Origin of the sequence: Streptomyces sp. NPDC051555, assembly GCF_044454405.1 — a bacterium.
GTDB lineage: Bacteria > Actinomycetota > Actinomycetes > Streptomycetales > Streptomycetaceae > Streptomyces.
This window is the reverse complement of the sequence record NZ_JBITDP010000001.1, coordinates 555748-571583: the sequence shown is the minus strand read 5'-3', so window position 1 is coordinate 571583 and position 15836 is coordinate 555748. Positions and strand designations below refer to the sequence as shown.

Annotated in this window: 9 protein-coding genes; 4 read left to right on the top strand and 5 right to left on the bottom strand. The window is 75.1% G+C overall.

Translation table 11 applies throughout. The features are described from left to right. Window positions 1–226: 226 nt before the first annotated feature. The 3 genes from ACIBEA_RS02390 to ACIBEA_RS02380 all read right to left on the bottom strand — a co-directional run bounded on the left by ACIBEA_RS02390 (window position 227) and on the right by ACIBEA_RS02380 (window position 4481). Window positions 227–2461, bottom strand: a complete 2235-nt coding sequence (locus tag ACIBEA_RS02390) for an ATP-binding protein (RefSeq protein WP_399257028.1) — start codon at window positions 2459–2461, stop codon at window positions 227–229. Window positions 2462–2575: 114 nt separating this feature from the next. Then, window positions 2576–3571 carry a hypothetical protein gene (locus tag ACIBEA_RS02385; RefSeq protein WP_399257026.1) on the bottom strand — a complete coding sequence of 332 codons (996 nt, stop codon included), beginning with the start codon at window positions 3569–3571 and terminating at the stop codon, window positions 2576–2578. Window positions 3572–3770: 199 nt separating this feature from the next. Further along, entirely contained in the window at window positions 3771–4481 is a 711-nt protein-coding gene (locus ACIBEA_RS02380) for a FadR/GntR family transcriptional regulator (RefSeq protein WP_399257024.1), read from the bottom strand. 172 nt (window positions 4482–4653) lie between these two features. On the opposite strand from ACIBEA_RS02380, the gene ACIBEA_RS02375 reads away from it, so the two are divergent. The 3 genes from ACIBEA_RS02375 to ACIBEA_RS02365 all read left to right on the top strand — a co-directional run bounded on the left by ACIBEA_RS02375 (window position 4654) and on the right by ACIBEA_RS02365 (window position 9642). Then, a complete protein-coding gene (locus tag ACIBEA_RS02375; protein ID WP_399257905.1) occupies window positions 4654–5193 on the top strand; it encodes a gluconokinase in 540 nt (179 codons plus the stop codon). Between the two features lie 12 nt (window positions 5194–5205). Then, window positions 5206–6606, top strand: a complete 1401-nt coding sequence (locus tag ACIBEA_RS02370) for a gluconate:H+ symporter (RefSeq protein WP_399257022.1) — start codon at window positions 5206–5208, stop codon at window positions 6604–6606. Between the two features lie 207 nt (window positions 6607–6813). Further along, entirely contained in the window at window positions 6814–9642 is a 2829-nt protein-coding gene (locus ACIBEA_RS02365) for a tetratricopeptide repeat protein (RefSeq protein ID WP_399257021.1), read from the top strand. A 40-nt stretch (window positions 9643–9682) separates the two neighbouring features. Here ACIBEA_RS02365 and ACIBEA_RS02360 read toward each other — a convergent pair whose 3' ends face one another. Continuing rightward, on the bottom strand, window positions 9683–10453 hold the full coding sequence (locus ACIBEA_RS02360) for a serine hydrolase (RefSeq protein ID WP_399257019.1): 771 nt from the start codon (window positions 10451–10453) through the stop codon (window positions 9683–9685). A 158-nt stretch (window positions 10454–10611) separates the two neighbouring features. Then, on the bottom strand, window positions 10612–14169 hold the full coding sequence (locus ACIBEA_RS02355) for a S8 family serine peptidase (RefSeq protein WP_399257017.1): 3558 nt from the start codon (window positions 14167–14169) through the stop codon (window positions 10612–10614). Window positions 14170–14341: 172 nt separating this feature from the next. On the opposite strand from ACIBEA_RS02355, the gene ACIBEA_RS02350 reads away from it, so the two are divergent. Continuing rightward, complete coding sequence (locus ACIBEA_RS02350) at window positions 14342–15832, top strand: MFS transporter (RefSeq protein ID WP_399257015.1); 1491 nt, start codon at window positions 14342–14344, stop codon at window positions 15830–15832. Window positions 15833–15836: the final 4 nt, after the last annotated feature.

Here is a 15836-nt window from a genome sequence, read left to right as displayed (position 1 = left end):
GCTTCCTTCACGGGCCGGGCCCCACGATCGGGCGGCACGGCGAGCGCCTTGGCGGAAGGATCGCACCGCACGCGCACCCGGACAAGGCGCACGCGCGCGGGGTCCGGCCCGGTGGCCGGGAACGATTGTTCGGCCGGGAAGAGCCGGGGCCCGGGCCCGCGGACCGGCCCCGCGGACCGAGCCCGGTCGACGGGACCGGGCCCGTCGGATCCCCCGCGGCGCCGGCTCAGGTCTCGCGCGGGTGCGGTCGGGCCCGCAGGGACTGGCCGTGCCGGACGCCTTCCAGGAAGGCGGCCTCGTAGGCCCGGTCGCCCAGGGCGCCGCGCGCGGTGCGCTCGTACTCCTCGCGCACGGCCTTGAGCTCGGGCGTGCCGCGCTGCGGGTGGCCGACCGCCTGCCAGTAGGCGTGGCCGGTGCCGTAGGCCCGGGCGGCGCCGAGGCCGTCGCCCTGGGCCGCGCGGGCGGCGGCGAGCAGGTCCAGGCCGAGCGCGGTGCCGAAACTGTCGCCCAGTTCGCGCTTGCTCTCCAGCATCGCGCGGGCGTGCGCGGCCGATGCGTCCGGACGGCTCTCCAGCAGGCAGATCAGGGAGAGTTGGTAGTCGGCGTAGGCCCGGGTCCAGTACTCCTCCCGCGCGACGCAACCGGAGCGCAGCACTTCCGCCTCGGCGCGGGCATCGGTGAACAGGCCCATGCCGGTGAGGGCGAAGACGCGTACGAGGTGGCAGCGCAGGCGGGCCGGGGAGTCGAAGGGCGTGCCGGGGGCCGCGCCGAGGGCGTTCTCGGCGACGATGCGCGCCGCGAGCGGCCGACCGTCCAGGAGGTGGCTCAGACCCAGCAGGTACGCGGCGTCCAGGGCGAGGCGCGGATCGCCGTCCGGCTCCCCCTCCGGGGCTCCGTGGAGTTCACCCGGCGTCATGGCCAGGGCCTCGCAGCCGACGGCGAGTTGGTGTGCGGCCTCCTTCTCCCCCTGGAGCAGCAGGGTGACCCCGAGGGCCCACAGGGCGCGCACCCGCACCGCACGGCTGACCGCTTCGGGGCGCGCGGCGGCCAGGGCGCGCTCCAGATAGGCGCGGGCGGCGTGCAGGTACCCGCAGCAGGCCCAGAAGAAGCCGACCCGACCCGCCAGGTCGAGGGCCCGGGCCGGCTCGGCGACCAGGGAGTAGTCCAGGGCCGCGCAGACGTCCCCGTGCGCCGCGCCGACCCGCCGGTAGCCGGCGCGCTGGCCGGGTCCGAGCCAGTCCCGCTCGGCCCGGCGCACCAGGGCGAGGAAGTGGACGGCGTGCCGGGTGCGCAGCACGTCCTGTTCGCCGACCTCCTCCAGCCACATCGCGCCGTACTCGCGGATCGTGTCGAGCATCCGGTACGAGCCGTCGCCGCCGCGCCGTACGACGGACTTGGCGACCAGTGCGGCCAGCAGCGGTGGTACGTCCGCCTCGGTGAGCGGTGCGGCGGAGCAGACGGCGCGGGCCGCCGACTCGTCGAAGGGCCCGCCGAAGACGGACAGCCGCAGCCAGAGCAGGCGTTCGCGCGGCTCGCACCACTCGTGGCTCCAGCCGATGGCCGTGCGCAGCGCGCGGTGGCGCGGCGGCTGGACGGGGCGGCCGGTGGCCAGGGCGCCGATCCGACGGGCCAGCCGATCGGCGAGTTCCTCGACGGTGTGGTCGGTCAGCTGGGCCGCGGCGAGTTCCAGCGCGAGGGGGACGCCCTGGAGGCGTACGCAGATGGACCGGGCGGCGGCGAGCCGCTCCTCGGACCAAGGAGTGGCGGCGGTGCGGGGCGCGGCCTCGGCGGCCCGGGCGAGGAAGAGGGCGAGCGCGTCCTCGGCCCCCGCGGCGTAGGGGAGCGGGCCGATCTCCATGACGTGTTCCGCGGGCAGCCCGAGTGGCTGGCGGCTGGTGAGCAGCAGCACGAAGTGCGGTGCGGCGGCGAGGAATTCGCGGGCGAGGGTGCGTACGGCGGGCACCAGGTGTTCGCAGCAGTCGAGCACGAGCAGCAGGCGGCGCTCGCCGATCCATTCGCCGACGGCGTCGACGAGGGAGCGGGAGGTGTGGTCGGCGAGGCCGAGCGCGTCGGCGACGGCGTCGGCGAGCAACAACGCGTCGGCGACGGGGGACAGGTCGGCCCAGTGGACCCCGTCGGGGAAGTCCCTCGCCCCGCCGCCGCTCCCCGCCCCGCCGCCGTCCACCGCGGCGGTGGGTGACGGGCCGGGTGGGGCGGCGGGACGGACGGAACGCCGACGTCCGCGCCGGGCGCCGGCGGGCGCGTCCGCGGCCCCGCCGGCGGCCTGCCCGGTACGGCGCGTCAGGACCTGCCGGGCCAGGCGGCTCTTGCCGACGCCACCCGGTCCGGTCAGGGTGACCAGCCGGTGGACGCCCAAAGAGCTTTCGAGCGCGGCCAGTTCACTGTGTCGTCCGACGAAGGAAGCGGGTCCGCCCTCGGACCCATCGGCTTGTGCCAGCACGGGGAACAGTGTGGCCCACCGCGGGACCCGGCGGGACCGCGAACGACCGGGCGGCCGTGCGGTCCCCCGGGCCCGGCGCCGTCGCCGGGCCCGGGGCGGACCGGGGGCGGACCGTCAGGCGGCCCGGCCCGGCGAGGGCTGCGGGTGGACCGCGGCCCAGGCGGCCCGGCAGTTGACGGTTCGTCCGTTGGTCTCGCAGTGCGTGTGGTAAAGCGTGCCGTCCTCCGTCAGCGCCTTGATCTTCAGGTCGTTGCCGTTGATGGCCAGGGACACCGCACACACGTTCGCCGGGTAACCGGTGACCGGCGCCACCGTCAGGTCCGTCCACGCGAAGGTGCCCCAGGCACCCGTCTCGTCCCGACCGCGCCGACCGAGGTAGGTCTTGGCGTCCTTGAGCACGAGGGCGAACTCCTCGGAGTTGTTGGGCATCTGGGAGTCCACCGCGCGGCACGGCCCCATGGGCCCTGTGATCCCCTGCGGACCCACCGGACCCAGCGGACCCACCGGCCCGCGGAGCCCGGGCGGCCCCTGGAGGCCGGGCGGACCGGCCAGGCCCTGCGGCCCGCCGGCGCCGGGAAAGCCCGGCAGCCCCTGGCGACCCGGGGGTCCCGCGGGACCGGCCGGGCCCTGCTGACCCTGCGGCCCGGCCGGGCCGCCGTCGCCGGGGCGCCCGGGATCGCCCTTCGGCCCTTGGTCGCCCTTGCGGCCGAGCGCGCCCGCGGCGCCCGCGAGACCGGCCGCGCCGGCGGCTCCGCCGGCGCCCTTGGGGCCCGGGAGACCCGGGGCCCCCTTGTCCCCCCGATCGCCCTTGGGGCCCTTGGCGCCTTGCGGACCCTGAGGGCCCTGGGGACCCATCGGGCCCGGGCAGTGCCGGTCGGTGCCGGGCGCGGCCGCGGCGCTACGGGGGTGCTTGGCGCACGTGGCCGCCGCGGCCGGGTCGGCGGCCGTGGCCACCGCCGGGGCGATGCCGGCGGCGGACGCCCGCACCGGCTCCGGGGCCACCTCCGCGGCGAGTGCGGGCGCCGTGAACCCCCCGAGCGCGACGGTCACCGGCAGCACGAGGCCACCGGCCAGGCGGGCCCTTCGTCCGGTTCTCGCTGTGGACTTCATGTGCGTACCCCTTCGCCGAGCGAAACGATCATGTGCTTCGACTGAAGCCCGGGGAGCATCTCCCGGGCGAGGGGGCAATCAAGATCAAAAACGGGAATGTCGCCGCCGGATCAGCGAGTTGGGCCAACGACACGCGGTGCCGGTACGCCGATCAGCCGCGCGGACGGGCCGGAGCGGGGATGTCTCCTCCCCCTGGGCCTCAGGGGGCGAGCACGTCCAGTTCCTCCAGCGCCCCGACGGCGATCTCCCGGGTCAGCGCCTCGGCGCGGGCCGCGTCCCGCTCCCGTACCGCCTCGGCCACCCGTACGTGCAGGGTGACGGCGGCCGGGTCGGGGTCGGGGAACATCACCGCGTGCTGGGTGCGCCCGGTCAGCACCTCGGCGACGACATCGCCCAGCCGCGCGAACATCTCGTTCCCGGAGGCGTTCAGCACGATCCGGTGGAACGCGACGTCGTGGTGCAGGTAGCCGTCCAACTGGTGTCCGCGCGAGGTGCGGACCATGCCGAGGGCCGCTTCGGTGAGCGCCGCGCACTGCTCGGGCGTGGCCCGCACGGCGGCGAGGCCCGCGGCCACGGGCTCGACCGCCGAGCGCAGCACGGTCAGCGACCGCAGCTGGCGGGGCCGGTCGGCGCCCGCGAGGCGCCAGCGGATCACCCGCGGGTCGTAGACGTTCCATTCCTCGGTCGGGCGGACGGTGACGCCGACGCGGCGGCGGGACTCGACCAGGGCCATCGACTCCAGCACCCGGACCGCCTCGCGGACGACGGTGCGCGACGCGCCGAACTCCCGGGCCACCTCCTCGGTGCGCAGGACGCTGCCCGGGGGGTGCTCACCCGCGGTGATGGCGAGGCCGAGGGCGTCGAGCACGTGTGCGTGGAGCCCCTGCGCGGGGCCGCCCTCGGTTGTCATGGCGCAAGCGTACGGGGTACCCCGGGCCGTCCCGCGCCGCGACCAGGGGTTTCAAAAGATGTGATGTTTTACCGATGAACCCTTGAATAAGTACTACTTAATAGGCTTCAGTGGTGCCAGATGTCGATGAGGACATCGCGGAGAACAGCGAGGTACCCCCATGGGCTACGGAGTGAGCACCGCGCGCGTCATCGTGGTGATGGGCGTGGCCGGGACGGGCAAGACGACCGTGGGGCAGCTGCTCGCCACCGCGCTCGCCCTGCCCTACGCGGAGGGCGATGCCTTCCACCCGGCGGCCAACGTCGCGAAGATGGCGTCCGGCGTCCCCCTGGACGACGCCGACCGGTGGCCGTGGCTCGACGCCATCGGCGAATGGGCCCGCTGCCGCGGCGACCGGGGCGGGGTGGTCTCCGCCTCCTCGCTCAAACGCGCCTACCGCGACCGGCTGCGCGCCGCCGCGCCCGGCGCCGTCTTCGTCCACCTCACCGGTGAACGACCCCTGATCGAAAGCAGGATGGCCGCGCGTACCGGGCACTTCATGCCGACCACCCTGCTGGATTCGCAGTTCGCCACCCTCGAACCGCTCCAGGAGGACGAAGCGGGCGTCGCCGTCGACGTCTGCGGCTCCCCCGAGGAGATCACCGCGCGGGCGCTGGCCGCTCTGCGGTCGGTCCGTCCCGGCTCCCCCGCCCCCACCCGCCTCGAACACTAAGGAACCGTCACCGTGACCAGTCTCAGCGTCGAGACTCTGGCAGCGGCCGCCGCCCCGATCACCTCGGCGGGCAACGCACAGCTGGGCATCGCCGTCCTCGCGGGCATCGCCCTGATCGTCCTGCTCATCACCCGCCTCAAGATGCACGCCTTCCTGGCGCTGACCATCGGGTCGCTGGCCCTCGGGGTCCTCGCGGGCGCCCCCCTCGACAAGACCATCACCAGCTTCACCGCGGGGCTCGGCTCCACCGTGGCGGGGGTCGGCGTACTGATCGCGCTCGGCGCGATCCTCGGCAAGCTGCTCGCCGACTCCGGGGGCGCGGACGAGATCGTCGACACCATCCTCGCCCGGGCCAAGGGCCGGGCGATGCCCTGGGCCATGGTGCTGATCGCGTCCGTGATCGGGCTTCCGCTCTTCTTCGAGGTCGGCATCGTGCTGCTGATCCCGGTGGTGCTGCTGGTGGCCAGGCGGGGCAACTACTCCCTGATGCGGATCGGCATCCCGGCGCTGGCCGGCCTCTCCGTGATGCACGGCCTGATCCCGCCGCACCCCGGCCCGCTGGTCGCGATCGACGCGCTGCACGCCAACCTCGGCGTCACGCTCGCACTCGGGGTGGTCGTCGCGATCCCGACCGTGATCATCGCCGGCCCGCTGTTCTCCCGGTACGCCGCCCGGTGGGTGGACATCCAGGCCCCCGAGCAGCCGGCGACCGGGCCCTCCGGCGCACCCGTGGACCGGGAGCACCGTCCGCGGTTCGGTGCGACGGTGGCCACCGTGCTGCTGCCCGTGGCCCTGATGCTGGTGAAGGCGCTCGTCGACATCGTGGTCGACGACAAGGCCGACGCCGTGCAGAAGGTCACCGACGTCATCGGCTCGCCGCTGATCGCCCTGCTCGCGGCCGTCATCGTGGGCATGTTCACCCTGGGCCGGGCGGCGGGCTTCACCAGGGCCCGACTGTCGGTGACCGTGGAGAAGTCGCTGGCCCCGATCGCGGGCATCCTGCTCATCGTCGGCGCCGGCGGTGGCTTCAAGCAGACGCTCATCGACGCCGGCGTCGGTCAGATGATCCTGGACCTGTCGAAGAGCTGGTCGATCCCGACCCTGCTGCTGGCCTGGCTGATCGCCGTGGCCATCCGGTTGGCGACCGGCTCCGCGACGGTCGCGACGATCTCGGCGGCCGGACTGGTCGCCCCCCTCGCCGCGGGGATGCCCACCACCCAGACCGCGCTGCTGGTCCTGGCGATCGGCGCGGGCTCGCTCTTCTTCAGCCACGTCAACGACGCCGGGTTCTGGCTGGTGAAGGAGTATTTCGGGATGAGCGTCGGCCAGACCGTCAAGACCTGGTCGGTGATGGAGACCATCATCTCCGTGGTCGGCCTGGGCTTCGTCCTGCTGCTGTCGTTGGTGCTCTGACCCGACCACCCGGACGACCCGCCCCAGCGCTCCCCTCCCCCCGCACTCTCCCCGATGCACTGCCGCGGCCGCCGCGGCAGGGCATCATGCCTCCAAGGACGCGGGCGGCGGGGGCGGGGGCCGATGGACGAGCGGGCGGTAAGCAGGCAGGAGCTCATCCGGCAGCGCCGGCGGGGCGGATTCGTCGGAAGACGCCGGGAACTGGCGGTGTTCGAGGAGAACTTCGCCCGCCGCACGGACGACGCGTCCTACCAGTTCCTCTTCCACGTCCACGGTACGGCCGGTGTCGGCAAGACCTCGCTGCTGCGCCAGTGGGAGGCCACCGCCCGGCGCCACGGGGCGGTCACCGCCCTCCTCGGGGACGAGGTGCACGGCGTACTGGAGGCCATGGAGGCCGTCAGCGCCCAGCTGCTGCGCCAGGGGTTCCCCCTGAAGGGCTTCGACAAGCTGCTCGCCACCTACCACCTGCGCCGCCACGAAGCGGAGACGGCCGTGCCGGAGCAGGGGCGCGAGCCCGGCCCCGGCGGGGCGGCCGGCCCCTCGATCGCCGGGGAACTGGTCGCCCGGGCCGGGATGGCGGGACTCGGCCTGGTGCCCGGACTCGGACCGATCGCCGGGGCCGTCGACCCGCGCCAGGTGGCGGAGGGCGCCGACCGGCTGCGCCTGGCCCTCGGCGCACGGCTGCGCAGCCGCGAGGACGTCCAACTGGTGCTCTCGCCCTTGCAGGTGCTCACCCCGGTTTTCCTCGCGGACCTCGCGGCGGTGGCCGGCCGGGCGCCGTGGGTGGTGCTCTTCTTCGACACCTACGAGCGCACCGCGCCGGTGCTGGACGAGTGGCTGCGGGACGTGCTGATCTCCGAGCGGTACGGGCCGGTGCCGGTCAGCGTCCAGGTGGTGCTCTGCGGCCAGGGGCGGCTCGCCCCCCGCTGGTGGGCCGACTCGCTGGAACTGATCGCGCCCGTGGGCCTCGACCTGTTCAGCCAGGAGGAGGCGCGGGCCCTGCTCGCGGCCCGCGGGGTGACCCGCGAGCCGGTGGTCGACCTGGTGCTGCGGCTGTCCGGGCGGCTCCCGGTCCTGGTCGACCTCCTGGCCCAGGCCCGGCCCGCGCACCCGGACGCGGTCGAGGACCCGTCAGACACCGCGGTGGAACGCTTCCTCAAGTGGGAGCCGGATCCGCGGCGTCGGGCCACGGCCCTGGACTGCGCGCTGCCCCTGTACCTCGACGAGGACGTGTTCGCGGTGGCCGTGGGCGACCGCGCCGTGCCGCCGGAGCGCACGGCCGAGGAGTACGGCTGGCTGCGCGGTCTGTCCTTCGTCACCGACCGGGCCGGCCGCTGCCGCTACCACGACGTGGTGCGCGCGGCGATGCTGCGGGTCCGGCGGGCCCAGTCCCCCGCCCGCTGGCGGACGGACCAACTGCGGCTGGCCGGTGCGCTGCGCCAGTGGCGCGAGGTCCGGGAGGGCGGGCGGCCCGGGGCGAGGGAGCTGTGGAAGGACCCGGTGTGGCGCGAACACCGGCTCGGCGAGATGTACCACCTGCTGTGCGCCGATCCCGTCGCGGCGCTCGCGGGGGCGCTGGACACGCTGGTTCACGCCTGCGACCCGGGCGGCACCGCGGCCCACCGCGCCGCCCTCACCGCGGAGCGCGCCGGGCAGGACGCCGGTGATCCCGCGCTGGCCGCGCTCGGCCGGACCCTGCGCGAGGCGGCCGACGGCGAGGACGGGGGCCGGGTCCGGATGCTGACCCTGCTGCTGGCCGCCCGCGAACTGGCCGGACCCTCGCGCGTACTGGCGCACGTCCTGCGGGGCCGGGAGCACCGCAACTCCGGGCAGGACGCGCGGGCGCTGGCCGACTACGACCGGGCCCTCGACCTCGACCCGGGCGCGCTGCGCGCGTACTACGGCCGGGGCACCACCCACCTGATGGCGGGCCGCTACGAGCGGGCGCTGGTCGACCTGACCCACTTCGTGGAGCGGGAGCCCGCGGCCGCCCACGGCTGGGTGGAGCGCGGCAGGTGCCTCCACCACCTGGGCCGGGACGAGGAGGCGGTCGCCGACCTCGACCGGGCGCTGCTCGCCACCCCGGAGGATCCGTGGGCGCTGTGCTTCCGCGGCCAGGCGCACCTCTCCCTCGGCCGGACCGGGCCGGCCATGGCGGACTTCGACGCGGCGGTCGCGCGGAGCCCGGACGACGGATCGATCCGCGCCTGGCGGGGGGCCGCGCTGCACGCCCTGGGGCGCTACGAGGAGGCGTTGGCCCACCTCGACCGCTGGCTGGAGGGGCGGCCCCGCTCCGTGTGGGGGCTGGCCCAGCGGGCGGGCACCCTGGCGTCCCTGGGCCGTTTCGAGGACGCGCTGGCCGATCTGGGCGCGGCCCTGGAGCTGCGCCCGGACGCGCCGTGGCTGCTGGTCCGCCGCGGGCACCTGCTCCGCCGCACCCGGCGCCACCCCGAGGCACTGGCCGACTTCGACGCGGCCCTGGCCCTGGAACCCGCGAACGCCTGGGCCCGGGCGGGGCGCGGGGAGACCCTCCGGTGCCTGGGGCGTACGGACCGGGCACTGGCGGAACTCGACCGGGCGCACGCGCTGGACCCGGCGGACCCCTGGGTCCTCGCCTGGCGCGGGCGGCTGCACCGGCGCACCGGGGACCTCGCCCGGGCACTGGCCGACCTCGACGGGGCGCTCGCCCTGGCACCGGGCAGTGCGTGGGACGTCTACGAACGCGCGCTGGTGCTGCGGCTGACGGGCCGGGACGCGGACGCCGAGCTGAGCCGGGCCGCGGACCTGTTCGCCCGGGAAGCGGCGTCCCTCGGGGTGCACGGCGGCCGCTCCCGGGGGAACCTGCTCGTCGTCCTGTGCGCGCTCGGCGCGTGGCGGCGGGCCGCGGAGGAGACCACGGTCCTCCTCGCCGCCGGCCGCCCCGCGTGGCAGATCGAGGAGGTCCTGGCCGACCTGGCGGACCTGCGCGCAGCCGCCGACCCGGACCCGCGCCGGACCGGCGAACTGACCGCCCGACTGTCCGCGGCGCTCGGCTGAGGACACCGGGCGCCGGGCCCCGCTCCGGGGTGCGGGCCGCTCAGCCGAAGGCGGCCGTGCGGAAGGCGGTACGGGCCGGGGCGTCGGCGGTGGGCGCGAGCAGCAGCGCCCAGCGACCGCGCTGCGGGGACACCCACAGGTCCGCGCCGCCCGGCCCGTGGTGCGTCCAGGTGTCCTGCCGGTGGTCGGTGCCGGGCGCCGGGTGCCAGAGCAGACCGCGGGCGGGGGTGAGTTCACCCGTGCGGATCCGCAGCGATTCGGTGATCCAGGCGCGGGTGAGGGGCTGGTCCGGGCCGGCGAGCAGGTGCCGCAGGAAGCGGCTGAGGTCCTCCACCGTCGAGTGCGTCCGGCCGGATCCGGTGAGCGCGGTGCGGAGCATGCCGAGCGGGTGCCAGACGCGGGTGGCGGCCAGGTCGGCGAGCGGGCGGCCCGTCAGGTGCTCGGCGATGCCGCCGAGGGTGGCGAGGGAGCCCTGGTCCGCGGCGTGGGTGAGCAGGTGGTGGGCGGTGGCTCCGCCGGTGGCCTCGTCGCAGTAGGCGGCGAGCGGGGTGTGCAGGCTCAGGGCGCCCTCGGCCACCAGGGTGCCGATGACGGGCCAGAGGGCGAGTACGGGGCCGAGCCCCTCGACCTCGAAGGGGTCCTCGGACGGGCCCGAGCCCGCCAGGGTGCCGTCCCGGTCCCCGACGGCCCAGGTCGCGCCGGGTCCCGCGGCGGCCCCGACGGCCGCCCGCAGTTCGACGGCGGCCCGGTCCCGTTGCTGCGCACCCTCGGCGTGCTGGTCGGTCTGCGGCGTCTGCGGCGTCGGATTCATCGCGGTTCCCGGCTTTCCGATCCTGGACGGCGGCGGTCCGGTCACGTTAGCCACGGCCCGGGTGCCGGTACGGGCGCGCCGCCCCGGCAGCGGCGCGTGCCACCCGAATGCCCGTACCGGCGGGGCGGGGCGCCGCGCGCCCCGCCCCGCCGTGCGGCTCAGCCCTTGTCGGGCCGGTCGGTGACCCGCAGGGTGTTCAGCAGCGGCTTGCCGAAGCCGCTGTGCGTGACGAAGCGGATGTTGAGGACTCCGTCGGTGACCGTGACCGTGTAGCTGCGGGTCAGGGCCGTGTAGGTGCCCGCCTCCAGGGCGATGTCCAGCGAGGGCAGGACCTGGACGCCCTCGGCCAGGACGTCGAAGACGCGCTTGTCGGGCCGGGTGTTGGACAGTTCGGCGAAGCCGAGCTCCACCGTGTAGGTGCCGTTGGGCACGTTGTCGAAGCGGTACTCGTACATCCCCTCGCGGGCGTTGCGGAACAACCGCTGGTCGTCCGTGGCGAGGATGGCGTGGCCGGTGGACTTCACCGTCGAGGCGCCCTGATAGCCGTAGGACCCGGCGGTGTACTTGCGGTCCGGGGACCAGGTGTCGCCGAGCGTGTCCGTGGCCGCGTAGTCGGAGCCCGCGTCCAGCGCCGCCTGGTAGCGGGGCACGATCACCTTGACGGGCACGGTCAGCACCGGGGTGCGGCCGCTGCCCGAGGTGATCTTCAGGTCCGTGCTCAGCACCGTGCCGGGGGCCAGGCCCGTGGTGTCCACGGTGAGGGCGAGGGCCGCCTTCGCCCCGGTCGGCAGGTCGCCGGCGCCGGGGGTGGCGCTCAGCCAGGCCGCGTCCTCGGACACCGTGAAGGCGGTGCCCAGGCCCGGGTTGGTGAGGTCGAGGGTGCGGGTGCGCTTCTGCGCCGGCGGGACGACGACCTCGACGGTCGCCTTGGCCGGGGTGACCCGGGCCGTGCGCAGCGAGCGGCTGAGGGCGGTGACGTCGGTCGCCTTGACGTCCACGGTCGCCTGGGCGCCCTCGTACGACGGGGCCGTCAGGGTGACGGCGGCCGCGCCGGACGGGCTCTGGACGACGTAGCCGCCGTCCGATCCGGTGGTCGCGGTCACGGCCGTGGCCCCGGCGCCGACGGTCACGGTCGCGCCCGCCACCCCGTTGCCGTCGTTGGCGTCGAGCACCCGCCCGGCCACCACGCCGCTCTTGGTGGTGCGGAAGGCGACGGAGAGGCCGTCGGTGATGCCCGCCGTGTTGTAGGAGTACTTGAACGCGTCCGTGCCGGTGGCGTTCTCCACGCCGATGGTGGCGCTGGAGCCGCCCTTGATGCCGGCACCGCCGGTGTTCTTGTAGGTGTAGGTCACCTGGCCGTCCTCGCCGATGGTCGCCGAGAACGAGAACTTGTCGGCCTGCGTCGACCAGTGCGCGACGTCCCGCCATTCGATGACATAGGCCCGGTGCGGCGCGGCGCCGGTGACCGCGGTGAAGACGCCCGAGCCGGTGCCCGCGGCGCCGACGACCAGATCGTCCCAGAAGGGGTAGAGCGCGGCGTTCGGCGTGCCGGCGCTCGGGATGTCCCCGTTGATGTCGCTGGTGTTGTTGCCGCCGAAGCTGACGGTTCCGTTGGTGCCGATCCAGGCCTGTCCGTACGTCCTGCCGTACAGCGGCAGCGGGAAGGGCAGGTCGACCCGCTCGGTGGTGTTGTCCCCGGTCAGCGCGAGCTGGCGGTCGCCGGCCGCGTAGGGGCGGCCGTTCGCCGCGGCGCAGGCGTAGCCGTAGCCGTCGGTCCGCTCGGGGAGGTTGACCGTCACCGTGGTGTCACCGGCGACTGTGACCCGGCTGGCGCCCCCGGTGAGGCAGCGCGAGGAGTGGGTCGCGCTCACGTCGTACGTTCCGTTCGGCAGGGTGACCTCGAAGCGGCCCTGGCCGTCGGCGGTCGCGGTCACCGGGGTGTCCGCGATGGTGACGGTGGCGCCCGCGGCGGGGCCGGCCGCGGAGGTGACGGTGCCGGTCAGCTTGCCGGAGGCGGCCTGGCTGAGGGTGAAGTCGCTGGTGACGGTGGTGCTCGCGGTGACCTTGGCGGTGGCGGTGGCCTGGCCGAAGCCGAACTTCGCGGCGGTCAGGGCGTAGTCGCCGACGCTGAGCGAGGGGAAGCCGTAGCCGCCGTCGGCCGCGGTGGTCGCCGTGCGGTCGATGGGTCCGTGCGCGGTGACCTTCACGCCGGCGACGGGCTGACCGCCGTCGGTGCGGACGGTGCCCGCCAGCGCGCCGACCTCGCCGCGCGGGGCGGCCTGGACGGCGGCCAGGGCGTCGAGCCGCCCCTCGCCGAAGACGTTGTTGTCGGCCGTGTTGCCGCCGCAGGTGGCGTCGCCGGTGTCCTGGGCGGTGCCGTCGAGCAGGGCCTCGGTCTGCGCGACGTCGCCTTGGAGGGCGGGCGCGGCGGACCACATCAGGGCGACGGTGGCCGCGGTGTGCGGGGAGGCCATGGAGGTGCCGGAGAAGGCTTCGTAGGTGCCGCCGGGGACCGAGGAGCGGATGTTGACCCCGGGGGCGGAGAGGTTGGGCTTGACGATGCCGCCGGGGCCCGCGCCGCGCGAGGAGAACGACGCGATGGCGTTGTTGATGTCGAAGGCGCCGGAGCTGTAGGAGTGCGCGTAGTCGCCGGGCGAGCCGCTGGTGGCGCACGCGGGGCCGGAGTTCCCGTTGGAGAAGGCGGGGAAGATGCCCGCCGCCCGCCAGGTGTCGACGATCTGCTGGTACCAGTCGTCGTGGGCCGCGCTGCCCCACGAGTTGTTGACGATGTCCGGGGCGAGGTCGGGCCGCGGGTTCTGCCCGTTCAGGTCGGTCGGGGCCACCACCCACTGGCCGGCGGCCAGCAGGGAGGCCTCGGAGCAGGAGTTGCTCTCGCAGCCCTTGGCGGCGATCCACTTCGCGCCGGGCGCCACGCCGATCTTGTTGGCGCCGCCGTCGTCGCCGACCATCGTGCCCATCGTGTGGGTGCCGTGGTCGTTGTTGTCGCAGGGGGCCGCGGTGGTGCAGATCCCGGCCGGGTCGTACCAGTTGTAGTTGTGGTCGTAGCTGCCGTCGGCGGCCCGGCCGCGGTACTGGTCGGCCACCGCGGGGTGGGTGTAGTCCACGCCGCTGTCGATGTTGGCGATGACGATGCCCTCGCCGCGGACGCCGAACTGGCTCCAGACCTGCGGAGCCTTGATCCGGTCGATGTTCCATTCGACGGCGTCGGCGGCGGCCTTCTCCCGGTTGCCCGCGGCGGGCTTGGGGATGGCGACCTTGTCGTCGGCGTCGATCCGGGAGACCTCGGGACGCTGGGCGAGGGTGCCCGCGAGCTTCTCGCCGCCGACGACGCGCACGGCGTTCACGATCCAGTACGAGGTGTACTCGGCCCGGGCGCCGTCGAGGGCCTTGATCAGCTCCGCCTGGGTGCGGGTGGCGTGGTCCTTCTTGGCCCGCAGCACCGCCTCGGCCTTGCCGGTGCGGGTGGGCTGCTTGCCGGCGGCGCTCAGGTCGGCGGCGCTGTCGAGGTAGACCCAGAAGGCGGCCTTGCCGCCGTCGAGCTGGGTGCGGAGCGCGGGTTCGATCTTCTGCTCGGCCGCGCCCTTCGGCGGGCCGGGCTCAGGGGCGGCGGCTGCGGCGCCCGCGCCGAGCGGGAGGAGCAGGATCGAGGTGAGCGCGGCGAGCGCCGCGCGTAATGGCCTGTTCGGCTGTGCCACGTGGGGTCTCCTCGTACGACGTGTGCAGGTGTGTGCAGGTTGTGCGCGAAGGACGTGCGTGACGTGCGCGGGTCATGGTGATCCGGCCGACATGTTCATTACAAGGGAGCGTTTTGCGCCGCTCCGGTCCGCCGGGTGGCCCGTACGGACCGGCCGGGTGAGCCTGGGAGACATGGACACGGACGAAGTGGCCGGTGTGCGCCTCGCCTCGGCGCGGGGCCGGTGGATCCTGCTCGCCACGGTGCTCGGCTCGTCCATGGCGCTGCTGGACTCCACCGTCGTCAACGTCGCCCTGCCCCGGATCGGGCAGGACCTCGGCGCGGACCTGGCCGTGCTCCAGTGGACCGTCAACGCCTACCTGCTCACCCTCGCCGGGCTGATCCTGGTCGGCGGCGCGCTCGGCGACCGCTACGGCCGGCGGCGCGTCTTCGTCCTCGGCGTGACGTGGTTCGCCGTCGGTTCGCTGCTGTGCGGGATCGCCCCGAACGCGGGCGTGCTGATCGCGGCCCGCGCGCTCCAGGGCATCGGCGGGGCGCTGCTCACCCCCGGATCGCTCGCGCTGATCCAGGGCTCGCTGCATCCGGACGACCGGGCGCGGGCCGTCGGCCTGTGGTCCGGCTTCGGCGGGGTCGGCGCGGCCGTGGGGCCCTTCGTCGGCGGATGGCTGGTGGACGGGCCGGGCTGGCGCTGGGTGTTCCTGCTGAACGTGCCGGTCGCCGCGCTCTGCGTGCCGGTGGCGCTGCGACACGTACCGGAATCGAAGGATCCGCAGGCGCACGGGCGGTTCGACGTGGCCGGGGCGGCGCTGGGCGCGGCCGCGCTGGCGCTGGTGACCTACGCCCTGATCGAGGCCCGGTCGGGCTCCGCCCTGGTGGTGGCGGCGGCGGTGGCCGGCGTGGCCCTGGCCGTGGCCTTCGTCCTGCTGGAGCGGCGGCGGGCGGACCCGATGGTGCCGCCGGGGATCTTCGCCTCGCGCCAGTTCACCGCCGTCAACCTGGTGACCTTGTGCGTGTACGCGGCCTTCGGCGGCTTCTTCTTCCTCTCCGTGCTCCAGCTCCAGGTGGTCGCAGGGTACTCGGCACTGGCCGCGGGGGCCGCGCTGCTGCCGACGACCGCGCTGATGCTGCTGCTGTCGGCCCGCTCCGGGGAGCTGGGCGAGCGGATCGGGCCGCGGATCCCGCTGACCGTGGGGCCGCTGCTCTGCGCGGCGGGGATGCTGCTGATGCTGCGGGTGGGTCCGGGGGCCTCGTACCCGCTGGACGTGCTGCCCGCGCTGCTGGTGCTCGGGGCGGGGATGGTCACGCTGGTGGCCCCGCTGACCGCGACGGTACTGGCCTCCGTGGACCCGGGCCGGGCGGGCCTGGCCAGCGGGATCAACAACGCGGCGGCCCGGGCGGCCGGCCTGCTGGCCGTGGCGGGGCTGCCGCTGCTGGCCGGGATGGGGCCGGACGCCTACCGCTCGGCCGAGCAGTTCGGCGCCGCCTTCGACCGGGCGATGCCCTGGTGCGCGGGGGTGCTGGTGCTCGGCGCCCTGGTCGCGTGGGCGACCGTACGCTCCCCCGCGCCCGGGGTGGCCCGACCGCAGTGCCACACGCAGTGCGCGGTGACCGCTCCGCAACTCGAATCCCCCGGAGCCGCGGAGCGGGGGGACCCGCCGGCCTGAGGCG

What these genes read in the sequence shown, in the direction of transcription:
- ACIBEA_RS02385 (WP_399257026.1), bottom strand. Translation starts at nt 3,571, where the DNA reads ATGAAGTCCACAGCGAGAACCGGACGAAGGGCCCGCCTGGCCGGTGGC.
- ACIBEA_RS02380 (WP_399257024.1), bottom strand. Translation starts at nt 4,481, where the DNA reads ATGACAACCGAGGGCGGCCCCGCGCAGGGGCTCCACGCACACGTGCTC.
- ACIBEA_RS02360 (WP_399257019.1), bottom strand. Translation starts at nt 10,453, where the DNA reads ATGAATCCGACGCCGCAGACGCCGCAGACCGACCAGCACGCCGAGGGT.
- ACIBEA_RS02350 (WP_399257015.1), top strand. Translation starts at nt 14,342, where the DNA reads ATGGACACGGACGAAGTGGCCGGTGTGCGCCTCGCCTCGGCGCGGGGC.